This window comes from Pseudomonas maumuensis, from assembly GCF_019139675.1.
Taxonomy (GTDB): domain Bacteria; phylum Pseudomonadota; class Gammaproteobacteria; order Pseudomonadales; family Pseudomonadaceae; genus Aquipseudomonas; species Aquipseudomonas maumuensis.
In genome coordinates this window covers 884585-905346 of sequence record NZ_CP077077.1, presented here as the reverse complement: position 1 = coordinate 905346, position 20762 = coordinate 884585, and the positions used below count along the sequence as shown (strand labels likewise).

At 64.5% G+C, this 20762-nt stretch carries 22 protein-coding genes; 9 read left to right on the top strand and 13 right to left on the bottom strand.

Features of this window, described 5'->3' with window-relative positions; genetic code table 11:
* Positions 1 to 75 precede the first annotated feature (75 nt).
* Positions 76 to 981, top strand: a complete 906-nt coding sequence (locus tag KSS90_RS04195) for a LysR substrate-binding domain-containing protein (protein WP_217868329.1) — start codon at positions 76 to 78, stop codon at positions 979 to 981.
* On the opposite strand, the gene KSS90_RS04190 is transcribed toward KSS90_RS04195, so the two are convergent.
* Positions 921 to 1505 carry a D-Ala-D-Ala carboxypeptidase family metallohydrolase gene (locus KSS90_RS04190; protein ID WP_217868328.1) on the bottom strand — a complete coding sequence of 195 codons (585 nt, stop codon included), beginning with the start codon at positions 1503 to 1505 and terminating at the stop codon, positions 921 to 923. The genes KSS90_RS04195 and KSS90_RS04190 overlap by 61 nt on opposite strands.
* A 65-nt stretch (positions 1506 to 1570) precedes the next feature.
* Between KSS90_RS04190 and KSS90_RS04185 the strand changes: the two genes are divergently transcribed.
* On the top strand, positions 1571 to 2734 hold the full coding sequence (locus tag KSS90_RS04185) for a hypothetical protein (RefSeq protein WP_217868327.1): 1164 nt from the start codon (positions 1571 to 1573) through the stop codon (positions 2732 to 2734).
* Positions 2735 to 2873: 139 nt separating this feature from the next.
* On the opposite strand, the gene rimI is transcribed toward KSS90_RS04185, so the two are convergent.
* A complete protein-coding gene (rimI, locus tag KSS90_RS04180) occupies positions 2874 to 3329 on the bottom strand; it encodes a ribosomal protein S18-alanine N-acetyltransferase (RefSeq protein ID WP_046857177.1) in 456 nt (151 codons plus the stop codon).
* Positions 3326 to 4117: an energy transducer TonB gene (locus tag KSS90_RS04175; protein ID WP_217868326.1), complete on the bottom strand. Its 792-nt coding sequence runs from the start codon at positions 4115 to 4117 to the stop codon at positions 3326 to 3328. Before KSS90_RS04175 ends, rimI begins: the two co-directional genes overlap by 4 nt.
* Positions 4118 to 4401: 284 nt before the next feature.
* Here KSS90_RS04175 and mksB point away from each other — a divergent pair, with 284 nt between their 5' ends.
* Genes mksB through mksF form a run of 3 tightly spaced genes read left to right on the top strand, consistent with a single transcriptional unit; the run spans position 4402 to position 9213 of the window.
* Positions 4402 to 5688, top strand: coding sequence for an Mks condensin complex protein MksB (gene mksB / locus KSS90_RS04170; protein WP_046857179.1), 1287 nt, complete (start codon positions 4402 to 4404; stop codon positions 5686 to 5688).
* Positions 5678 to 6385: an Mks condensin complex protein MksE gene (gene mksE, locus KSS90_RS04165; RefSeq protein ID WP_046857180.1), complete on the top strand. Its 708-nt coding sequence runs from the start codon at positions 5678 to 5680 to the stop codon at positions 6383 to 6385. The genes mksB and mksE overlap by 11 nt, the downstream gene beginning before the upstream one ends.
* Entirely contained in the window at positions 6382 to 9213 is a 2832-nt protein-coding gene (gene mksF, locus KSS90_RS04160) for an Mks condensin complex protein MksF (protein ID WP_217868325.1), read from the top strand. The genes mksE and mksF overlap by 4 nt, the downstream gene beginning before the upstream one ends.
* 132 nt (positions 9214 to 9345) lie before the next feature.
* On the opposite strand, the gene KSS90_RS04155 is transcribed toward mksF, so the two are convergent.
* From KSS90_RS04155 to rplU, 5 genes are all read right to left on the bottom strand, one after another.
* Positions 9346 to 9810, bottom strand: coding sequence for a CreA family protein (locus KSS90_RS04155; RefSeq protein WP_094010320.1), 465 nt, complete (start codon positions 9808 to 9810; stop codon positions 9346 to 9348).
* A 5-nt stretch (positions 9811 to 9815) separates the two neighbouring features.
* Positions 9816 to 10934, bottom strand: coding sequence for a glutamate 5-kinase (proB, locus tag KSS90_RS04150; RefSeq protein WP_046857183.1), 1119 nt, complete (start codon positions 10932 to 10934; stop codon positions 9816 to 9818).
* Between the two features lie 87 nt (positions 10935 to 11021).
* Positions 11022 to 12245, bottom strand: coding sequence for an Obg family GTPase CgtA (gene cgtA / locus KSS90_RS04145; protein WP_217868324.1), 1224 nt, complete (start codon positions 12243 to 12245; stop codon positions 11022 to 11024).
* A gap of 188 nt (positions 12246 to 12433) precedes the next feature.
* Positions 12434 to 12691, bottom strand: coding sequence for a 50S ribosomal protein L27 (gene rpmA / locus KSS90_RS04140; protein ID WP_003247464.1), 258 nt, complete (start codon positions 12689 to 12691; stop codon positions 12434 to 12436).
* 37 nt (positions 12692 to 12728) lie between these two features.
* Positions 12729 to 13043 carry a 50S ribosomal protein L21 gene (rplU, locus tag KSS90_RS04135; RefSeq protein WP_003247466.1) on the bottom strand — a complete coding sequence of 105 codons (315 nt, stop codon included), beginning with the start codon at positions 13041 to 13043 and terminating at the stop codon, positions 12729 to 12731.
* Between the two features lie 244 nt (positions 13044 to 13287).
* On the opposite strand from rplU, the gene KSS90_RS04130 reads away from it, so the two are divergent.
* The 3 genes from KSS90_RS04130 to KSS90_RS04120 all read left to right on the top strand — a co-directional run bounded on the left by KSS90_RS04130 (position 13288) and on the right by KSS90_RS04120 (position 15149).
* Positions 13288 to 14256, top strand: a complete 969-nt coding sequence (locus KSS90_RS04130) for a polyprenyl synthetase family protein (RefSeq protein ID WP_217868323.1) — start codon at positions 13288 to 13290, stop codon at positions 14254 to 14256.
* Between the two features lie 154 nt (positions 14257 to 14410).
* Entirely contained in the window at positions 14411 to 14752 is a 342-nt protein-coding gene (locus KSS90_RS04125) for a zinc ribbon domain-containing protein YjdM (RefSeq protein WP_046857186.1), read from the top strand.
* A 151-nt stretch (positions 14753 to 14903) separates the two neighbouring features.
* Positions 14904 to 15149, top strand: coding sequence for a PA4570 family protein (locus tag KSS90_RS04120; protein WP_038707330.1), 246 nt, complete (start codon positions 14904 to 14906; stop codon positions 15147 to 15149).
* Positions 15150 to 15276: 127 nt separating this feature from the next.
* Here the strand turns inward: KSS90_RS04120 and bamJ are convergent, their stop codons facing one another.
* From bamJ to KSS90_RS04095, 5 genes are all read right to left on the bottom strand, one after another.
* Entirely contained in the window at positions 15277 to 15894 is a 618-nt protein-coding gene (bamJ, locus tag KSS90_RS04115; RefSeq protein WP_046857187.1) for a BamJ family beta-barrel-assembly machinery protein, read from the bottom strand.
* Between the two features lie 85 nt (positions 15895 to 15979).
* The gene (locus KSS90_RS04110) at positions 15980 to 16285 is read right to left on the bottom strand and encodes a DUF6482 family protein (RefSeq protein ID WP_046857188.1); all 306 of its coding nucleotides are present in this window, start codon (positions 16283 to 16285) and stop codon (positions 15980 to 15982) included.
* Between the two features lie 128 nt (positions 16286 to 16413).
* Positions 16414 to 16902, bottom strand: a complete 489-nt coding sequence (locus tag KSS90_RS04105; protein ID WP_023631146.1) for a TIGR00645 family protein — start codon at positions 16900 to 16902, stop codon at positions 16414 to 16416.
* Between the two features lie 147 nt (positions 16903 to 17049).
* Complete coding sequence (locus tag KSS90_RS04100) at positions 17050 to 17388, bottom strand: PA4575 family protein (protein ID WP_023631147.1); 339 nt, start codon at positions 17386 to 17388, stop codon at positions 17050 to 17052.
* Between the two features lie 163 nt (positions 17389 to 17551).
* Positions 17552 to 19990: a Lon protease family protein gene (locus tag KSS90_RS04095; RefSeq protein ID WP_217868322.1), complete on the bottom strand. Its 2439-nt coding sequence runs from the start codon at positions 19988 to 19990 to the stop codon at positions 17552 to 17554.
* A gap of 254 nt (positions 19991 to 20244) precedes the next feature.
* Here KSS90_RS04095 and KSS90_RS04090 point away from each other — a divergent pair, with 254 nt between their 5' ends.
* Entirely contained in the window at positions 20245 to 20733 is a 489-nt protein-coding gene (locus KSS90_RS04090) for a DUF3015 domain-containing protein (RefSeq protein WP_023630569.1), read from the top strand.
* Positions 20734 to 20762: the final 29 nt, after the last annotated feature.

Genomic DNA, 20762 nt, shown 5'->3' with positions numbered 1-20762 from the left:
GATTTATCGTCAGCCTTATCTGCTATTTTTACTCACACATCTTTATCGAGCGACGGGGCCAGAACAGGCCAGAACATGAAACTGCCTCCCCTCACCGCCTTTCGCTACTTCGACATCGCCGCCCGCACTGAAAGCTTCGTACGCGCCGCCGAGCATCTGCATGTCACCCACGGCGCCGTCAGCCGCCAGGTGCGCCTGCTCGAGGAAAGCCTCGGCGTGGCACTGTTCGAACGGCGCAACCGGGCAATCTTTCTCACCCCCGCCGGTCGCGAGCTGCACAGCACCACCCAGTCGATCTTCGAGCAATTGGAGGGCGCCGTGCAGCGCCTGCAACAGCAGCCTGAAGACAACGTACTGGTGGTCTCCTGCGAGCCGACCATCGCCATGCGCTGGCTGATCCCGCGCCTGCCGCGCTTTCACGCCGCACACCCCGACCTGCAGCTGCACCTGGTGGCGGCCGGCGGGCCGGTGGACTTCGCCCGTGGCCGCATCGACCTGGCACTGCGCCGCGATGACTTCCATTGGGATCGCCAGCTGCACAGCCTGAAGATCTGCGATGAGTGGATCGGCCCGGTCGCAAGGCCAGACCTCAAGGGCCAACGCCTGCTGCACAGCGCCACCCGCCCCGATGCCTGGGCCACCTGGCTACGCCTGAGCGGCCAAGGCATCCGGCACACGGCGCGCAGCGACTTCGAGCACTTCTACTTGTCGATCCAGGCCGCCAGCGCGGGCATGGGGCTGGCCATCGCCTCGGCGCTGATGGTTCGCGACGAACTGGACAATGGCCAGCTACAGGCGCCGTACAGCTTCCTGCGCGATGGCTCCGGCTACCACCTGCTCAGCCCGCAGCCGCTGGACGACGGCAGCAAGCGCCAGCGCTTCGCGCAGTGGGTCGGCGACGAGTGCCGGGCCTGCCTGGCTCACCTGGGCTTGCTGCAGAACGACGACCCGGCCCCGCCGTCACCGCCCCAGGTGCGATAACCGGCCGTGTCGATATGGATACGCCCCGAGGGGTAACGGCCAAGCCCCATGTTCCAGGCCTGGCCGTGCTGCTGCCAGAAGCGGCACAGCGGGTTCGGGTCGGCCCAGGGTGGCAGCAGCAGGTCGACGGCGAAGGCGCGCATGTGCGCACTGCTCGGCGCACCGCCGGCACAGGCATTGAGACGGGGATCACGGTAGGCCGACACCACTTCGAACTGACGCAGGATGCCCTGCTGGTCGAGGGTCTTGATCAATGCCAGGGTCGAACGCACCGCCGGCCAGTGGCTCGCCGGCGGCACCGCAAAGGGTGAAGCCTTGCACAGGCGCCAATCCGAGGCCGAACGCAGCAACTGATGGATCGGCACCACGCCATACAGCCGGGCGTCCACCAGCATTTCACGAAACCTGCGGTTCTCGTGATCCCCGGCCCACTGGGCGAACATCCACACATCGCGTTCATCGGCCTGCACCGCACCCAGCCCGATCAGCGCGCTAGCCAATAGCCATATCCTGGCGCTTTTCATTCCCCCACCTCTTCATCCACCATGGGCGGTCCGCCGTCCTGGCGGCCACTGACAAGGAGTTAAGCATGCACAAGATTGCTGTATCGGGCCTGGCCGCCCTCGCCTTCAGCGGCCTGGCCATGGCCGACGCGCAGATCGACCTGGGCGATGCCCAGCGGGTCACCCGGCTGTTCGCCTACCCCAACAACTGCAACGTGATCTGCTACCGCGACTGGACACTCGAACAGACCGTCGAGCACTACCTCACCCAGAGCGTGCAGCGCGACGGCTATGCCAATGCCAAGGTCACGGTACACCGCGACAACGACAAGCTGCACGCCAGCATCAGCGACGTACCGGCGAGCTACGCCGAACCCTTGCGCAAGCTGCTCGACAGCGGCGAGCTGGCCTACCAGGGCGCCACCCGCCTCAACCAGAAAGGCGGCTGGGACTACAGCTGGTACCTGTTCCTGCCCCTGGGCATGGCCCTGGAGAACCGCCGCAGCATCGAGCTGCTGCACTTCCCGCCGGACTACTCGCTGACCCGCTACCAGGACTACCTGAAGTCCAACACCACCGACCGTTGGGCGCAGCTTCTGACCTTCAATGGTGTCGAGGCGACCCAGACCCCGGCCTACCAGACCATCGTCGACATCGCCCCGATCGCCGCGCCGGCCAGCGCCGGCAAGGACCTGGAAGGGGTCTACAGCTACTTCAACGACTACCAGGTGCGCATGGTCAAGGAAGTGGCCCTGACCCACGACGGCAAAGGCGCCTTGCCGATGGTCGCGTTCGGCGCGCCGGTACGGGCCTGGATCCAGCAGCAGTATGGGCCGAAGGTCAACGTGCTCGGCCTGGTGAGCATCAGCCCCGAGCCCAACAGCGCCAAGGTGCCCGTGCTCGGCGCCAACCACCCGAGCGCGATCTGGTACGCCGCCGACCCGAAAAGCTACGACGGCGACCAGGACAAGGCCGACGCCGCGGGCCTGAAGATGATGGGCCAGGACCTCTCCGCCGCCTGCTGGCAGGCCGGCATCGGGCGCAACCCGCAGGCTGATGCCAAGCTCACCCTGGAAGCCTGCACCAGCAAGTGGCAGGTAACCCAGAAGAAGCAGACCTGCGAACTGTTCTACCGCACCATCCGCGAGATGACCCCGGAGCAGGCGGCAGCCAAGTGCAATACCGGAACGGTGACGCGCAGCTTGCGCGACCTGCGTAAACCGGTCGAAGTGCAGCACCCAGAGATCTGAGTTACTTGCACAAGGGGCCGCGATGCGGCCCTATCGCCGGCAAGCCGGCTCCCACCCCGACCGCGCCGCCTTCACGCTGTGGGAGCTGGCTTGCCAGCGATGGGCGCGTAGCGGCCCCAACACAAGACAGCGTGCGAAATCAGTCTTCCAGCAACGTACAGGCCATCACCAGCGCATCTTCCCGCCCGCCCGCCATCGGGTAGTAGTCACGGCGCCGGCCGACTTCATTGAAGCCATAGCGCTCGTACAGGCGATACGCCGACTGGTTGCTGGCACGCACTTCCAGGAAACACTCCCGGCCATTGAGCTGGTAGGCCCGGGCCATCAAGTGCTCAAGCAGGCGCAGGCCGAGGCCACAGCCCTGGTTCTCCGGCTTTACGGTGATGTTGAGCAGGTGCGCCTCATCGATGATCACGTTGATCACGCCATGGCCGACCTGCTGCTGGCCGTCGAACATCAGCCACACTTCGTAGGACTTCAGCGCATCCTGGAAGATGCCGCGGGTCCAGGGATGGCTGAAGGCGGCATATTCGATCTTCAGCAGGGTATCCAGATCCGCCTCGGTCGCCGGGCGGAAACTGATCGAGTCACTCATTCAACGCGTTTCCAGCGCGCCATCAGCTGGCGCATGGCTTTCCAGACGTCCGCCTTGCGCTGCGGCTCGTCCATCAACAGTTCAAGGCCGGGCAAGGCCCAGGCATCGCCGAGCAGGTCGACCTTGAGTTCTTGGTAGTAGGCTTCGGCGTCGGCCTGGCCGGCAAAGCGAATGGCCGGCAGGCCGATCAGCCATAGGCAGGCGCACGGCGCCTCTTCCAGGCGCGCGGCGATAAAGCCCTGGACGAAGTCCCGGGCGGCATCCGGCCCCTGGTCCATGTTGCCGCGCATCAGTAGCGGCCAACGCACCGGCTCGCCAATGATCTGCGGGGCGTCCGGCAGGCCGGCGGCGCGCAGCATGTCCTTGAGCAGCAGGTAGGACGGGTCGCGGCTCTGGAACGGCTGGCCGGTGGCCAGTTCCACCAGCAGCAGACAGTCGCCGGCACGCAGCAACTGCAGGGCGAAGCGTGGTGGTGGCACAGGCGCCGGGCGCGGCGCGGGAGGCTCTGCCTCGACCTCGACCGGCTTGGCGGCGACTTTCGGCGCGCTGCCCGGGCGCGGGATCTCGATCTTCGGCCGCTCGGCACGCGCCTGAGGGGCTGCCGGGGTGGCGCTCGGCGCAGCTGCAGGAGCGGCCGGACGCACCTCGAAGTCGACCTCGTCGACCGGGGCCACCGGCAACAGCAGCTCTGGCCGCGACGGCGCGGCGAACGGCAGTTCGGCGCGCGGCAGCCAATGCACCACTTGCATGGCGGACAGGTAGGCGCGGCGGCGGGACTCGATCAGCAAGGCGCGGGTATCCGGTGGGCGAAATCAGGCGGGCATTCTAACGCCGTTGGGGAGATCGTGCTGCAACAGGCTGGCGGAATTTATCGCCTGTACCGACCTCATCGCTGGCAAGCCAGCTCCCACGAAAGCAGCGCGGACCTTGTGGGAGCTGGCTTGCCAGCGATAGGGCCAGTGAAAACCCCACAAAACCTCAGGCAATCCCCCATTACAGACCAAGGGGTGAAATCCTCCCCCCCGGATGCAGTACAATCGCCGCTTTTATTTGGCAACGAGTCGACCCGCCAATGATCGAACCCAAGCGCGTCCTGCGCGCCCTAGCCGAACACTGGGCCTTGATCGAGCCGCTGTGCGAGCGCTTCGACCAGGGCACCCTGAGCCTGGTCGAGCTGCGCCAGCAGCTGGCCCGCCAGCAGGTGGAAAGCACCCCGCAGGACATCACTCAGCTGCTCGATGTGTGGATCCGCCTGGACATCCTGGTCCCGGTGGCCAAGAGCCCGAACCGTTTCGAGCTCAACGCGCAGATCCACGACTTCCTCGCCTACCTGCGCCGCGAGCACCGGCTGGGCCTGTGCCTGGAGATCGAGGCCTACCTGCGCCACCTGGAGCGCCTGGCCGGGCATATCCAGGACGCCTTCGACAACCGCGACAGCGACGACCTGGCGCGCCAGCTGCGCCTGCTCGACATGCGCGTGCGCGATGTACTGAAGAAGCTCGACAACGACGAGCAGGCGCTGGTGGCCGTAGCCGAGCGGGCCAAGACCAGCAACCGCCAGATCCCCCTGCGCCAGCGCTACGCCGAAGTACTGGCGACTTGGGACGAGTACGTCGAGCCGATGATCCAGCTGGTCAACGCCGACGGCGCCTTCGAGCAGGGCGTGCGCAAGGTCGAGACCGTGCTGCTGCGCCTGCTGGGCGAGCAGGCGCGCCTGGGCCACCTGGTCGACGACGACATGCTGCTGCGCACCCACGCGCGCATCCTCGAGATGCAGACCAGCGCCCAGCTGACCTTGCGCCACGCCCGCGAGCTGCTGCTGCCGCTGCGTGAAGAAGCGCGCCGGCACAACGCCGTGACCCGCGGCGCCGCGCTGGCCCTGTCGGTGATCCGCAAGAAGGGCATCGACGCCGTGCCGCAGGCGGCCATGCCGATGTTCACCCGCCCGCAGAGCACCTTCCTCGGCAGCGCCAGCCAGGTCGAGGCCTACGTCTACGCCTTGGCCCGCTTCGAGCCCAAGCCCGCGCGCTTCCCCAAGGCGCACAAGACGCAAAAGGGCCCGCTGCCCCGCGCCCCGCGCACGGTCAAGGAAATGCTCGAGCGCTGCGAAGACGCCCTGCCGTTGCCGGACCTGATGGTCTGGCTGCTGGAGCAGGAGCCTGAAGGCGCCACCGACGAACTGCTGTACTGGTTCTCGCGCCTGTCGCGCGAGAAGCGCTTCAGCCGCGAACGCCTCGATCGCCAGCAATACCTCACCCGCGAACACCTGGTCAGCCTGCGCTCCTTCGCCCTGACCTCCAGCCGCGACAAGCCGGCGACCACGACCGAATCCACCGCGAGCCCCACCCATGCATCTTGATCTTTCCGAACTGTCCCAGCTCGCGCCGATCTTCCGCGAGCTGTTCAAGGGCTTCCACGTCAGCCGCCGCGACCCGGAGCTGTACGCCCAGCTGTCGAACTTCCAGGACCAGTACCGCACCCTGTTCAAGGCCCTGGGCTTCGAGCTGGTGTGCGATACCCGCGGCTTCTACTACTTCGTCCCCGAGCAAGCCGCCGCGCAGGTCAACAAGACCGCCCAGCGCCTGTCGCTGTTCACCTTCATCCTGGTCGAGCACCTCGCCGACCAGGGGCGCGACCCGATGGCCGTGCTCGACGGTGGCAGCATCGGCCGTGACGAACTGCCGTCACTGCTGGACAAGTACCGCGACCTGTTCCTGCAGGCCGAAGTGCAGACCGTCGACGAGCTCGAAGAAAAGATCATGCGCCGCATGAGCCAGCTCGGCTTTGCCCATGAGGAAGGCGGCATCTACCGCTTCCTGCCGCCGATGCACCGCTTCCTCGATGTCTGCCTGTCGGTCCAGCAGGACCGCGACCTGGCCGCCACCCTGCACAGCGACCTGCCGCTGCCGGTACCCGTGCTGGTGGTGGAAGAGACGCCCGAAGAACTCAACCGCACCGACGACCCGCTCGACCTCACCCCGTTCGATGGCGAGGAAAGCGAAGAGGATGCCCTGGCCCGGGCGATCCGCGAAGAGCAACAGGAGATTGACGCATGAGCCAGGAACGCTACGGCATCCGCCGCTTCGCACTGCTCAACACCGCCGGCTACAGCCTCGGCCTGTTCCCCCTGGAACACCCGCTGTCGGTCTACGGCGCCAACAACCTGGGTAAATCGGCGTCGATCAACGCCCTGCAGTTCCCGATCCTGGCGCGCATGTCCGACATGAGCTTCGGCAAGTACAGCCTGGAGCAGTCGCGGCGCTTCTACTTCGCCAGCGACACCAGCTACATCCTCACCGAACTGAACCTGCCCCACGGCCCGCACGTGATCGGCGTGGTCGGCCGCGGGCCGGGTGGCGGCTTCGGCCACCAGTTCTTCGCCTACCAGGGCGAGCTGGACCTGGCCCACTACCAGAAAGACGACACCTGCCTGCGCCAGAAAGAGCTGTTCACCAACCTCGAGCGCCATGGCCTCAAGGCCTACGAGCTCAAGCCGGACGAACTGCGCCGGCTGCTGGTCGGCGGCCACACCTCGGTGCCGCTGGACCTGACCCTGATCCCGCTGCGCTCGACCAGCGAGCAGAGCCTGAAGACCTTCCGCGCGCTGTTCATCAACCTGCTGCACATGCGCGAAATCACCGCCGCCAAGCTCAAGCAGCTGTTCCTCGACGCCTTCGAACACAGCCTGCGTTCAGGTAGCGTCGACTACATCGCCGCCTGCGAAGAGGCCTTCCGCGACGTGCGCCGCATGGAGGGCGACTACAACGCCCTGGTGGCTGCCGGCCCGCTGGTCGAGGCCCTGGCCGGCGGCGTGGCCCAGCGCGACATCCTGCGCGGCAAGCTGCACCGCATCTCGCCACTGCTCGATAACCTGCTGGGCACCTGGCAGGAATACGCCATGGCGCGCAAGGAAGAGCTGGTAATCCAATCCGAGCACTACCGTGGCGAGCAGGACCGCCTGCAGAACGACCAGCGCGGCGGTACCCAGGAGCTGATGCGTCTGGAGCGCGAGATCACCGGTATCCAGCGCTGGCTGGGTGAGCTGTCGGTGCTCAAGCACCGCTTCGCCCTGGTCACCGACGTCAAGACCCTGGAACAGCAACTGCTGGCCGCCAAGGACGCCCACGACGAACTGGCCGGCGCCCTGGCCCAGTCGCGGCAGTTCTCCGCCGAAGACCTCGACGAGCGCGTGCGCGACCTTGAGAAGCGTGTGAAGGCGGTCAAGCAGCAGCTCGACCACGCCGACAACAACAGCTACGCCCGCCTGCGCGAGGAGTTCTCGCAGCAGGACGTGGACCGCCTGATGCGCCTGTTCAACGGCGCGCTGTTCAGCCTGCCGATGGGTGAGCGCGGCATCGAGCTGGACGACAGCGACGTCTGGGTGAAAACCCTGGAAGGCGTGCTCGACCGCTTCAAGGGCGAGCGCTTCGAAGTGCCGGGCCTGTCCATCGACATCTCGCACATCGACCCACCCGCGCTGCAGGCACTGGCCGACCGCGCCGCCCTGCGCGACCAGAAAGAGCGCCTGGAGAAGGAGCTCAAGCAGCTCAAGACCCAGCAGGCCGTGGCCCTCGACCGCGCCGCGAGCAAGGCGCAGACCGAGGCGCTGTACCAGCAGGTGCTGGATGCGCAGAAGGCCCTGGAAGACTTCCGCCGCACCGAGACCCTGGCCGCCGAAGAGCCGGAAAAAATGGAGCAACTGGGCCAGCTGGAAGCCGCCCAGGACGAGCTCAAGCGCTCCAGCGACGCCTTCACCGAGCGCGTCCAGCAGCTGTCGGCCAAGCTGCAACTGGTGGGCCGGCAGATCGCCGACCTCGAAGCCAAGCAGCGCACCCTGGAAGACGCCCTGCGCCGTCGCCAGCTGCTGCCGGCCGACCTGCCGTTCGGCACGCCGTTCATGGAAGCCATCGACGACTCCATGGACAACCTGCTGCCGCTGCTCAACGACTACCAGGACAGCTGGCAGGCCCTGCAGCGCGTGGACAACCAGATCGAGGCGCTGTACGCCCAGGTGCGCCTGAAGGGCGTGGCCAAGTTCGACAGCGAAGACGACATGGAGCGCCGCCTGCAGCTGCTGATCAACGCCTACTCGCACCGCACCGAGGAAGCGCTGACCCTGGCCAAGGCCCGCCGCGCAGCAGTCACCGACATCGCCCGGACCCTGCGCAACATCCGCAGCGACTACGACAGCCTCGAGCACCAGCTGGCGCTGTTCAACCGCGAGATCAACAAGCGCCAGGTGTCGAACCTGGAGAGCTTCCGCGTGGTGCTGGCACCGAACAAGGAAGCGCTCAAGCACATCGACCAGATCATCCACAGCGCCGGCCAGTACGAGGAAGGCGAGACCCTGTCGGTATTCGACCTGACCCAGAGCGCCGAGCAGGATCACAAGAACGAAGAGGCCAAGGAGTACCTGGCGCGGCTGGTGGCGGCCAACCACAACCAGCTGGGCCTGAAGGACCTGTTCGAACTGGCCTTCGAGATCACCAAGATCAACAGCCAGCCGGTGATCCACGCCGACATCGATGGCGCCGCGTCCAACGGCACCACCATGACCATCAAGGCGCTGACCAACATGTATTTGTTGCTGCACCTGATGGACCGCGACCTGGCCGGGCGCATTCGCCTGCCGTACTACCTCGACGAGGCGGCGGACATCGACGAACGCAACCAGGCGGCGTTGCTGGAAACCAGCCAGCAGCTGGGCTTCGTGCCGATCCTGGCGAGCGTGAAGCCGCAGGTGTCGGCGCGGGTGGCAATCGACCTGGAAGGTGGCAGCGGGCCGAACGGCATCTACATCGACGAGGCGGACTGGAAGTACATCAGCCGTCGCGACGAGGTGAAGGCGATCGTGCGTGAGGATGAGGCCGAAGAGTTGGCCTGATCAGGTGTATGGGGCCGCTTTGCGGCCCTTTCGCCGGCAAGCCGGCTCCCACAGGAATTGTGGCTGGCATGGACTCTGTGGGAGCTGGCTTGCCAGCGAAAGGAGGCCGAAGGCCTCCCTAGATTCAGCCAGTTATTGCTGTGCCCACGGCACAATCGGAATCGCCGTCACCGCATTCTGCGGGCTACCTTCGATCACGCGGTCGCTGTACACCAGGTACACCAACGTGTTGCGCTTCTTGTCGAGAAAACGCACCACCTGCATGGTCTTGAACACCAGCGAGGTGCGTTCCTTGAACACCTCCTCGCCATCCTTGAGTTCACCCTTGAACTGGATCGGCCCAACCTGACGGCAGGCAATCGACGCCTCGGCACGGTCCTCGGCCAGACCCAACCCACCTTTCAGGCCACCGGTCTTGGCTCGCGACAGGTAACAAGTCACGCCATCGACCTTCGGGTCGTCGAACGCCTCGACGACGATGCGATCATTCGGCCCGACGAACTTGAACACGGTGGAAACCTGGCCGATTTCCTCGGCCCCGGCCAGCATCGGCAGTGCCAGCGCGGCGGCGGCAATCAATCCTTTAAGCACTTGCATCTCCTTCAGACCAACACCAGGTTGTCACGGTGCACCAGCTCAGGCTCGGCGCTGTAGCCCAGCAGGCTCTCGATGGCATCGGACGGCTGGCCGATGATCTTCTGCGCCTCCAGGGCGCTGTAGTTGGCCAGGCCACGGGCCACTTCCAGGCCGTCGGGGCCGACGCAGACCACCATCTCGCCACGGCGGAAGCTGCCTTGCACGGTCTTCACGCCGACCGGCAGCAGGCTCTTGTTCGATTCGCGCAGGGCCTTCACGGCACCGTTGTCGAGCACCAGGGTGCCGCGGGTCTGCAGGTGGCCGGCCAGCCACTGCTTGCGCGCGGCGAGCATGCCGCGCTCGGGCGACAGCAGGGTGCCCAGGCGCTCACCGGCCTTGAGGCGGTCGAGCACGCGCTCGATACGGCCACCAATGATGATGGTGTGCGCGCCGGAACGGGCGGCCAGGCGCGCGGCGCGCAGCTTGGTCTGCATGCCACCGCGGCCCAACGCGCCGCCGGTGCCGCCGGCCACGGCGTCCAGCGCCGGGTCATCGGCGCGGGCTTCGTAGATCAGCTGGGCCTCGGGGTTGTTGCGCGGGTCGGCGTCGAACATGCCGTCGCGGTCGGTGAGGATCACCAGCAGGTCGGCTTCCACCAGGTTGGCCACCAGCGCCGCCAGGGTGTCGTTGTCACCAAAGCGGATCTCGTCGGTGACCACGGTGTCGTTCTCGTTGATCACCGGCACCACGCCCAGGTCGACCAGGGTGCGCAGGGTGCTGCGGGCGTTGAGGTAACGCTTGCGGTCGGAGAGGTCGTCGTGGGTCAGGAGGATCTGCGCGGTGTGCTTGCCGTGCTCGCCGAAGCTCGACTCCCAGGCCTGCACCAGGCGCATCTGGCCGAGCGAGGCGGCGGCCTGCAGCTCGTTCATCGCGCTCGGTCGCGTGGTCCAGCCCAGCTGGCTCATGCCCGCCGCCACGGCCCCGGAGGAGACCAGCACCAGTTCCACGCCCGCTTCACGCAGAGCCACCATCTGCTCGACCCACACCGCCATCGCGCCCCGGTCGAGGCCCTTGCCGTCGGCGGTCAGCAGCGCGCTGCCGATCTTCACGACCCAGCGCTTGGCGCCAGTCACCTTGCTTCGCATCTTCTCTTCCAACCTATGTCGAATCTGTAGATACCGTGGATACAAAAACGCCGCTCCAGAGAGCGGCGTTTAGTGTACTGCAACCGGTCAGTCGCGCACGTAAATGATTTCCGGGCCGTCTTCGTCGTCCTCGAAATCATCCCAGTCGTCATCGTCGCCGATGTCATGCACGCTCTTGACGCCGGTGCGACGCAGGGTGCGGGCGTCGTCCAGGGCCTGCAGCTGGGCACGGGCTTCGTCTTCGATGCGCTGGTCGAGCTCGGCCAGTTCTTCGGCGTAGGCCGGGTCGTTGGCCAGGCGGTCGGCGCGGTCTTCCAGATAACGCATCAGGTCATGGCTGAGCTTCTCGGTGCCCTGCTTGGCGATAGCCGAGATCACGTACACCGGGCCGTCCCAGTTCAGGCGCTCGACCACTTCCTTGACGCGCTCATCCTTCTCGTCGTCCATGATCATGTCGGCCTTGTTCAGCACCAGCCAGCGCTCACGGTCGACCAGCGCCGGGCTGAACTGCGCCAGCTCGTTGATGATCACCTCGGCGGCGTCGGCCGGGCTGCTGCCATCCAGCGGCGCCAGGTCGACCAGGTGCAGCAGCACGCGGGTACGGGCCAGGTGCTTGAGGAAGCGGATACCCAGGCCGGCACCTTCGGAGGCGCCTTCGATCAGGCCGGGGATGTCGGCGATGACGAAGCTTTTCCAGCGGTCGACGCTGACCACGCCCAGGTTCGGCACCAGGGTGGTGAACGGGTAGTCGGCGACCTTCGGCTTGGCGGCCGAGACCGAGCGGATGAAGGTGCTCTTGCCGGCGTTCGGCAGGCCCAGCAGACCGACGTCGGCCAGGACTTTCATTTCCATCTTCAGGTCGCGCTGATCGCCCGGCTTGCCTGGGGTGGTCTGGCGCGGCGCACGGTTGGTGCTCGACTTGAAACGGGTGTTGCCCAGGCCGTGCCAGCCGCCTTGGGCGACCATCAGCTTCTGGCCCGGAGTGACCAGGTCACCGATCACTTCCTGGGTGGAGGCGTCGATCACGGTGGTGCCGACCGGCACGCGCAGGAACAGGTCTTCGCCCTTCTTGCCGGTGCAATCGGTGCTGCCGCCGTTCTGGCCGCGCTGGGCCTCGTGGTGGCGGGTATAGCGATAGTCGACGAGGGTGTTGAGGTTCTCGTCGGCCACCATGTACACCGAGCCGCCGTCACCGCCGTCGCCGCCGTTGGGGCCACCGTTCTCGATGAATTTCTCGCGGCGGAAGCTCATGCAACCGTTGCCGCCGTCACCGGCCTTAACCCGGATCGATACTTCGTCTACAAACTTCATTCAAAACCGCCTCTCGTCGGACGACGAGTCGAAAACCAGAAAACCATGAGGCTCTTGCAAAGATGAGCGCGGCGGCCCCGTACGAACCAGAAACCAACGCCGGCAGCCCATTCAAACAGCTTTGCAAGAGGCTCACCACAAACGAAAAAGCCCCGTCGCATGACGGGGCTTCTGGAGCGACGTCGCGATTAAGCGGCGACGATGCTCACGTAACGGCGCATGAACTCGCCTTTCTTCTCGAACTTGATCACGCCTTCGATCTTGGCGAACAGGGTGTGATCCTTGCCCATGCCAACGCCGTAGCCAGCGTGGAATTCGGTGCCGCGCTGACGGACGATGATGTTGCCAGGCTTGATGACCTGACCGCCATACATCTTCACGCCAAGGCGTTTCGATTCTGAGTCGCGACCGTTACGAGTACTACCACCAGCCTTCTTGTGAGCCATGGTTCAATTCTCCAATAAATTCAGGGGATCGGGGCGATTAAGCCTGGATACCGGTGATTTTGATTTCGGTGAACCACTGGCGGTGGCCCATGCGCTTCATGTGGTGCTTACGACGACGGAACTTGATGATGCGAACCTTGTCGTGACGGCCTTGCGAAACGACTTCGGCCACTACTTTAGCACCAGCAACAACTGGAGCACCGATGGTGACTTCTTCACCGTTGGCGACCAGCAGAACGCGATCGAAGGTCACGGATTCGCCAGTGGCGACTTCCAGTTTTTCGATCTTGAGGAATTCACCTTCAGCGACTTTGTACTGCTTGCCGCCGGTAACGATTACTGCGTAAGACATGGTATTTCTCCGATAATCCTGCTCACCCAGCGCTTTATATGATGAGTATTGGCTGGCATGGCTGCACAGGGCTGGAACGGCCCGGTGCAATTGCGTAAGGCAGGTGCTGCCCAGGAAGTTAGGGTGCGCGATTGTACGCAACCCCATAAATGCTTGCAAGTACCGGCCCGGGGCCACGGCCACCGCGCCTTGACACACCGGTACCTGCGACCTAGCATGCCGCGCAACCTCAATGGAGCAGCCGATGCAACCCCAAACCTTCTACCGCGCGGTAGCTGATGACTTCAGCGCCGTCGACGAGATCATCAAGAAGCAGCTGACCTCGCGCGTGCCGCTGGTATCGAAGATCGGCGACTATATCACGTCCGCCGGCGGCAAACGCCTGCGCCCCCTACTGGTGCTGCTGTGCGGCAAGGCTCTGGGCCGCGAGGGCGACGACCTGCGCCTGCTGGCAGCGACCATAGAGTTCCTGCACACCGCCACCCTGCTGCATGACGACGTGGTCGACATGTCCGGCATGCGCCGTGGCCGCTCCACCGCCAACGCCCTGTGGGGCAACGCGCCGAGCGTGCTGGTGGGCGACTTCCTCTATTCGCGCTCGTTCGAGATGATGGTCGAGCTGGGCTCGATGCCGGTCATGCAGATCCTCTCCAAGGCCACCCGGGTGATCGCCGAAGGTGAAGTGCTGCAGCTGTCGCGCGTGCGTGACGCCAGCACCACCGAGGAAATCTACATGGAGGTCATCCGCGGCAAGACCGCGATGCTGTTCGAAGCCTCGACCCACAGCGCCGCGGCCCTGGCCGGCGCCACGGACGCGCAGCGCGAGGCCCTGCGTACCTTCGGCGACCACCTGGGCGTGGCCTTCCAGCTGGTCGACGACCTGCTCGACTACAAGGGCGACTCCGAGACCCTGGGCAAGAACGTCGGCGACGACCTGGCCGAAGGCAAGCCGACCCTGCCGCTGATCTACACCATGCGCGAAGGCACCGCGGAGCAGGCCGCGCTGGTGCGCCAGGCGATCCAGAAAGGTGGCCTGGAGGACCTGGAGCAGATCCGCATCGCCGTCGAGGCATCCGGCGCCCTGGACTACACCGCGCAGATGGCCCGCGACTACGTCGCCCGCGCCATCGCCTGCCTGGAAGTGCTGCCGGCCAGCGAGTACCGGGATGCACTGGTAGAGCTGAGCGAGTTTGCCGTAGCGCGTACGCACTGATACATCGCATCACCCTATCGCGGGGCTAGCCCGCTCCCGCGCCAGCACACATCCTGGCGTGGGAGCGAGCTAGCCCCGCGATGCGTTTGTGCAGAAAATCACTAAACCCTATACAATGTGCGCCTTTAATCGCCTGTACTTGAAAGGAAACGCCGTGAGCACTCTGCCACCCTGCCCCCAATGCAACTCCGAATACACCTATGAGGATGGCACCCAACTGATCTGCCCCGAATGCGCCCACGAATGGTCGGCCAACGGCGAAGCCGAAGCCGCCAGCGACGACGTGGTGAAAAAGGATTCGGTCGGCAACGTCCTGCAGGACGGCGACACCGTCACCGTGATCAAGGATCTCAAGGTCAAGGGTTCGTCCCTGGTGGTCAAGGTCGGCACCAAGGTCAAGAACATCCGCCTGTGCGACGGCGACCACGACATCGACTGCAAGATCGACGGCATCGGCGCGATGAAACTCAAGTCCGAGTTCGTGCGCAAAGTCTGATCGCCTGCCCCTTGGGGCTGCCCAACGGGCGGCCCTGACAGATCCTGCAACAGGATCGCCGGGACCATTCGGAAGAATTCTTCCAATAGTCTCTTGCTATTTTGATAATAAGAATTATTCTCATTGGAACCGCTATCCAAGGAGAGTAGCCATGACCTATCTGATCGACGCCTGGCTCGACCGCCCCCACCCTTACCTGCGCATCCTGCATCGCGAGACTGGCGAAGTCTGCGCCGTGCTCGAGGAAGACGCGCTCGATGAACTGCGCGACCAGGGCGACCTGGACCTTATGGGACTGAATTCGAGTGAGCCGGGAGTGCTCAAGGAGCTGGTGAGGAACCTGTTCCTGTTCTGCTATGCGCGGGCATTGCGCCCGGGGGGAACGGATTGGAACTGAATTTAGCAGGCCTGCCCCCATCGCCGGCAAGCCGGCTCCCACACTGATCGCAACGACCTAAGGTCTTGTGCTGTTCCTGTGGGAGCGGGCTTGCCCGCGAATGGGCCGCAAAGCGGCCCCGACAGTATTACAGAACGTCGAGCAGCTCGACGTCGAACACCAGGGTGCTGTGCGGCGGGATGCTGCCGACGCCTTGCGCGCCATAGGCCAGCTCGCTCGGCACGTACAGGCGCCATTTGCTGCCGGCGTTCATCAGTTGCAGGGCCTCGGTCCAGCCGGCGATCACGCCGCCAACCGGGAATTCGGCAGGCTGGCCACGATCGTAGGAGCTGTCGAACACGGTGCCGTCGATCAGGGTGCCGTGGTAGTGAGTACGCACGTTGTCTTCGCGGGACGGCTTGGCGCCTTCGCCTGCGGTCAGCACTTCGTACTGCAGGCCCGAGGCCAGGGTCACGATGCCTTCACGCTTGGCGTTGTCAGCCAGGAATTCCTTGCCGGCGGCAGCGGCGGCTTCGGCCTTGGCAGCAGCTTCGGCCTGCATCACTTCACGGATGACCTTGAAGGCCGCCGACAGGTCTTCTTCGCTGACGCGGCTGTCGGCGCCGTTGAAGGCGTCGGTCAGGCCGGCGACGATGGCGTTCAGGTTGACGCCCGGTGGCGGGTTGTCGCGCAGCTGGCCACCCAGCTGACGGCCGATGCCGTAGCTGACGCGGGATTCGTCGGTGGACAGATTGAGTTCGGACATTGGCGTGCTCCGCTTGAGGGCGCACTGCATCCGCGCCCTGATGAAAAGGGCGAGCAGCCTAGCACACTGGCGCCGCGCGAAGCAGCTACCAGGCCGAACGCTGGGAGATCGGTACTTTGAGGTCTTCTTCCGGGTGCGTGCCCATGCCGCACATCTCGTCCTGCACGGACCAGTGCACCAGGTTCAGCGACAGCAAGGGGATCGATTGCAGAAGCAGGCGCGCATCCTCGACCGAATGCACGCGCAAGCGTTGACCACGCGGGTCGTCGAGTGGGTGGGCGCGGCCCTTGACCCGGGCCTCGAGCAGGTAATCACCGCCTTCGATGGCGATCAGGTTGAGTTCGTCGACATGGCCAGCCCTGGCCTCGGTGTTGAGCTGATGCAGGTTCATGGGCGTACCTCGCTGCGGGAACCACGCATGAGTGCTCATTTTTTGTACAGACCTGCTGAAAGTACAAGCCACCATCCGTCAGGAGCTGAAAAGCATCGCGGGGCAAGCCCGCGATGAGAGCAGACGGATCAGTGCTTGGTGATGCGATCCAGGTAACCCATGACGAATGCCGAAATGACGAAGGTCATGTGGATGATCACGTACCACATCAGGTAGTCGGTGGAGATGTTCTGCGCATCCATGAACACCCGCAGCAGGTGGATCGAGGAAATGGCGACGATCGACGCGGCGACCTTCATCTTCAGCGACGAGGAATCCATCTTGCCCAGCCAGTTGAGCTTTTCCTTGCTCTCGTCGATGTCCAGTTGCGAGACGAAGTTCTCGTAACCGGAGATCATCACCATCACCAGCAGGCCGCCAACCAGCGACATGTCGATCAGCGACAGGATCACCAGGATCAGGTCGGCTTCGGCGAGGGTGAAGACGTTGGGCAGGACATGGATGATTTCCTGGAAGAACTTCAGGGCCAGTGCCAGCAGGCCCAGCGAGAGGCCGAAGTAGATCGGGGCGAGCAGCCAGCGCGAGGCATACATCGCGTTTTCGAGGATACGTTCCATGGACAATAAGGGACTCTGAAGTGACTGGAAAAGCGAGCGCGAGTATATCCAGCCACCTGTGACAGCAAAAGCCTGCGGTCAGTTGCCGCAGGCCCCGACACATCCTCGATACCTATGGCCGGCTAGCCGGCGATGAGGCCATGGAGGTCAGGTTTCGGGATGGAACTGATAGTCCCCAAGATTTCGGCAGCGCTCACCGTTGATCCGGCGTAACTGGGCCTGCAGGTGCAGGCACCAGATCTGCGGATCTTCAGCGACCTGATAGCCATGGAGAGTGAGGCTGTCGACGATGGCGTTCATCACCGATTCGGCCACCATCGGCCCGTGGAACGGGCCCTGGGCCTTGATCGCCGAGGGTTGTTCACCGGCCATGCCGGCGGCGAACAGCAAGGTCCACATGCCATTGTCGCCGGCCAGTGGGCGGATGCTGCATTCGATGCGGGTCACCAGGCCCAGGCACTGGCGGGTGAGGCTGAGGTTGCGCATGACGGCGTCCCCTCTGTAAAGCCCTGTTCAGCCTGAAACCAACAGGCTGTTTCCATCCTGAACCCTGATAACGTCCTTAAGTTCCACTGTAGCCGACCTAAGGAAAAAGTTGGAAAACTGGCGCTGAACGGTAGCACTTCGCCGCTAGCGCCAGTTTATTGACTTACGCAGGCTTGGCCTGGGCGATGACCTCCTCCAGGCGCTCTTTCTCGGCTTCCTTGATTTCTTCCTCGCTGATCATCTCGGCGATCACCCGCAGGCGCTCGACCACCCGGGCGTTGACACTGCCCTCGGCGAATTCGCCCTTGTCATCCATCTCACCGGCCTCCTCGCCAACCAGCAGACTCAAGGCTTCGTCGGCCTGGCTGACGGCATAGACGTGGAAACGTCCGGCTTCAACCGCCTGCACCACCCGCTCGTCGAGCATCAGCGTGGCGACGTTGGCACGCGGGATGATCACCCCTTGTTCACCGGTCAACCCACGGGCTTCGCAAAGACGGAAGAAGCCCTCGATCTTCTCGTTGACCCCACCGACCGCCTGCACCTCGCCAAACTGGTTGATCGAACCGGTAATGGCGAAACACTGCTTGAGCGGGGTACGCGACAACGCCGAGATCAGCGTGCATGCCTCGCCCAGCGAGGCGCTGTCGCCGTCGACATATCCGTAGGACTGCTCCAGCGCGATGCTCGCCGAGATCGCCAGGGGGAACTCCTGGGCATAGCGGCTGCCCAGGTAGCCGGTGAGGATCATCACTCCCTTGGAGTGGATCGGCTGCCCCAGGTTGACCTCGCGCTCGATGTCGACGATACCGCTGCCGCCCGGGTAGACGGTGGCAGAGATGCGCGCCGGCATACCGAACGCCGAATCGCCTACTTCAAGCACGGTCAGGCCGTTGCACTTGCCGATCGCCGCGCCTTCGGTGTCGATCAGGATGATCCCGGCGAGCATGTCGTCGAGTACCCGCTGCGAAACCCGCCCGGTACGCTGGGCCTTGGCCTTGAGCGCCCGCTCGATGTGGCCGGCGTCGGTCATGCTCTCGCTGGCCAGCTGGCGGATGAAGTCGGCCTCGCTGACCAGCTGGAACAGGTCGCCGATACGCGCCGACAAGCGCGACTGGTTCTCGGCCAGGCGCGCGCTGTAGGTGGCCAGGCGCGCCACCGCGTCGCTGGTCAGCGGCGCCATGCCTTCCTCGTTGGTACGGGTGCGCAGCAACTGGGCGAACTGCTCCAGGTTCTCGTCGACCATGGGCATGTCTTCATCGAAGTCCACCAGCACCCGGAACATCTCCTGGAAGTCCGGGTCGTGGTCCTGCAGCGCGTAGTACAGCTGGCGCGAGCCGATGATCACCAGCTTGACGCTGAGCGGGATCATCTGTGGCGTCAGGCTCACGGTGGCGACACGGCCCAGTTCGCCCAACGGCGACTCCATCTTCAGCTTGCGCGACTGCAAGGCACGCTTCAGGGCGTCCCAGACGAAGGGCTCGCCGAGCATCTTCTCGGCTTCAAGAATCAGGAAGCCGCCATTGGCTCGGTGCAACGCACCGGCGCGAAGCTGGCGGTAGGAGGTGTACAACGCGCCCTGGTCGGTGCTGTATTCGATGCGACCGAACAGGTTATCGTAGGTCGGATGCGGCTCGAACACCACCGGCGCCCCGCCTTTGCCTGGGTGGCCGACCACCAGGTTGGGGGCGTATTGCTCCTCGAGCATCTTGCGCGCCACCGCGTCGGTCTTGCTGTCATCGACCAGTTGCTCGACCACGGTACGCAGCAGGTTCAATTGCAGCGATTGCAGGTAGGCGCACACCGCGGCGTTCTCCGCGTACTTTTCCGACAGCGGCGCCAGCAGCGGCTGCAAGGCGAGGGTGATGGTTTCCTCGTTGAGCTGGCGCAACTGGTTGTTCGATTCGCGTTTCCATTGCGGCAGGCTGGAGAGTTCCTCGTTCAGGCGCTCCTCGAGCTCGGCGATGTCCTCGTGGAAGCGCTCGCGCAATTCCTCAGGCAGTTGGGCGAATTCGGCTTCGTCCAGCGCCTTGCCATCGGCCATGGGGGTAAAGGCGACATTGCTGCTGTCGCGGTACAGCGCCACGTCCTTCTCCAGCGAAGCGCGCTCGATCACATCCAGCGCGCGGTCATAGCGCTGGTTGAAGGCGCGGTCGATGGCGCTCTTCTTCTGCTGGTAGGAAGGATGCTCGAACACCGCCGGGAACGTGGCCAGCAGGTTGTCGATCAGGCCGTTCATATCGCTGAGGAACTCATGGGCGCTGCCGGCCGGCAGCTCCAGCGCGCGGGGCTCGCGGGAGTCCTCGAAGTTGTTGACGTAAAGCCAGTCGGCCGGAGTGTGCTGACGCTTGCCTTCGGCCTTGAGGTAACGCTTGACGAAGGAGAACCGGCCCGTGCCGGGCTCGCCCATCACATACACGTTGTAACCGGGGCGCGGCATCGCCACGCCGAACTGCAGGGCCTCGACGGCACGCTCCTGGCCCAGCACACCACGAAACGGCTCCAGATCGTCGGTATTGGAAAAAGCAAACTGTTCAGCGGAGAAACGCCGGGTCAGGGCTTCTGGCGCGAGACGCAGGCGCGAGGCGACAGGATCGGGCATTGGGTTTCCTTACTTCGGCGGGGCGGATGAAAGGCATTCTGGCGCTGCCAGCGCGCAGCGGCAAGGCTCCGTGGGACTTTATGTCACAGCCCAAGCCAGGCAATCACGCAAGCAATTTTTCGCAATAAACAACGCAACCTTTGGATCGTGCCTAAACTCCAAGCTGCGCAGGGGGATGGAAATCCTCCCGCCCTGGCAACCGCGTTGCCAGAAACCTGACCATTGGTACGTCACTTGAGAAAGAGAACAACGCTATGAAACGGATTCTTCTGGGTACTCTGTTCGCCGCTGTCTCGATCAACGCCATGGCCGAAGCGCCAGGCGGCCCGAACTGCGGCTGGGGCAACCTGCTGTTCGAGGGCCAGCGCGGCACGCCGGCCCACTTCCTGGCCTCCACCACCAACGGCACCTCCGGCAACGCAACCTTCGGCATGACCTCGGGCACCAACGGCTGCTCGACCAAGGCCGCACTCACCTATGGCGGCAAATCCTGGTTCGCCATGAACGGCATGATGAACGAGCTCTCCGAAGACATGGCCCAGGGCCAGGGCGAAGCCCTGACCACCTATGCCGTGGTCCTTGGTGTGGCGCCTGAAGACCGCGCGCATTTCGCCGCCGTCACCCACGAGCACTTCCAGCAGATCTTCAGCAGCGCCGACGTGACTGCCGAGACTGTCCACTCCAACACCCTGGCGGTGCTCAAGAGCGACCCGCAACTGGCCAAGTACGCCACCGAGGCTTGAGTTCCACGCCTCCCGCCCCGGCAGCGGGG

Excerpts from the sequence above, each read along its gene's own strand:
- mksB (WP_046857179.1), top strand. The coding sequence starts at position 4,402 with ATGATCGAACCCAAGCGCGTCCTGCGCGCCCTAGCCGAACACTGGGCC.
- cgtA (WP_217868324.1), bottom strand. The coding sequence starts at position 12,245 with ATGAAGTTTGTAGACGAAGTATCGATCCGGGTTAAGGCCGGTGACGGC.
- KSS90_RS04105 (WP_023631146.1), bottom strand. The coding sequence starts at position 16,902 with ATGGAACGTATCCTCGAAAACGCGATGTATGCCTCGCGCTGGCTGCTC.
- KSS90_RS04110 (WP_046857188.1), bottom strand. The coding sequence starts at position 16,285 with ATGAACCTGCATCAGCTCAACACCGAGGCCAGGGCTGGCCATGTCGAC.
- KSS90_RS04130 (WP_217868323.1), top strand. The coding sequence starts at position 13,288 with ATGCAACCCCAAACCTTCTACCGCGCGGTAGCTGATGACTTCAGCGCC.
- KSS90_RS04195 (WP_217868329.1), top strand. The coding sequence starts at position 76 with ATGAAACTGCCTCCCCTCACCGCCTTTCGCTACTTCGACATCGCCGCC.
- rplU (WP_003247466.1), bottom strand. The coding sequence starts at position 13,043 with ATGTCTTACGCAGTAATCGTTACCGGCGGCAAGCAGTACAAAGTCGCT.
- mksE (WP_046857180.1), top strand. The coding sequence starts at position 5,678 with ATGCATCTTGATCTTTCCGAACTGTCCCAGCTCGCGCCGATCTTCCGC.
- KSS90_RS04155 (WP_094010320.1), bottom strand. The coding sequence starts at position 9,810 with ATGCAAGTGCTTAAAGGATTGATTGCCGCCGCCGCGCTGGCACTGCCG.
- KSS90_RS04095 (WP_217868322.1), bottom strand. The coding sequence starts at position 19,990 with ATGCCCGATCCTGTCGCCTCGCGCCTGCGTCTCGCGCCAGAAGCCCTG.
- bamJ (WP_046857187.1), bottom strand. The coding sequence starts at position 15,894 with ATGTCCGAACTCAATCTGTCCACCGACGAATCCCGCGTCAGCTACGGC.
- rimI (WP_046857177.1), bottom strand. The coding sequence starts at position 3,329 with ATGAGTGACTCGATCAGTTTCCGCCCGGCGACCGAGGCGGATCTGGAT.
- KSS90_RS04090 (WP_023630569.1), top strand. The coding sequence starts at position 20,245 with ATGAAACGGATTCTTCTGGGTACTCTGTTCGCCGCTGTCTCGATCAAC.
- rpmA (WP_003247464.1), bottom strand. The coding sequence starts at position 12,691 with ATGGCTCACAAGAAGGCTGGTGGTAGTACTCGTAACGGTCGCGACTCA.
- mksF (WP_217868325.1), top strand. The coding sequence starts at position 6,382 with ATGAGCCAGGAACGCTACGGCATCCGCCGCTTCGCACTGCTCAACACC.
- KSS90_RS04100 (WP_023631147.1), bottom strand. The coding sequence starts at position 17,388 with ATGCGCAACCTCAGCCTCACCCGCCAGTGCCTGGGCCTGGTGACCCGC.
- KSS90_RS04120 (WP_038707330.1), top strand. The coding sequence starts at position 14,904 with ATGACCTATCTGATCGACGCCTGGCTCGACCGCCCCCACCCTTACCTG.
- KSS90_RS04190 (WP_217868328.1), bottom strand. The coding sequence starts at position 1,505 with ATGAAAAGCGCCAGGATATGGCTATTGGCTAGCGCGCTGATCGGGCTG.
- proB (WP_046857183.1), bottom strand. The coding sequence starts at position 10,934 with ATGCGAAGCAAGGTGACTGGCGCCAAGCGCTGGGTCGTGAAGATCGGC.
- KSS90_RS04185 (WP_217868327.1), top strand. The coding sequence starts at position 1,571 with ATGCACAAGATTGCTGTATCGGGCCTGGCCGCCCTCGCCTTCAGCGGC.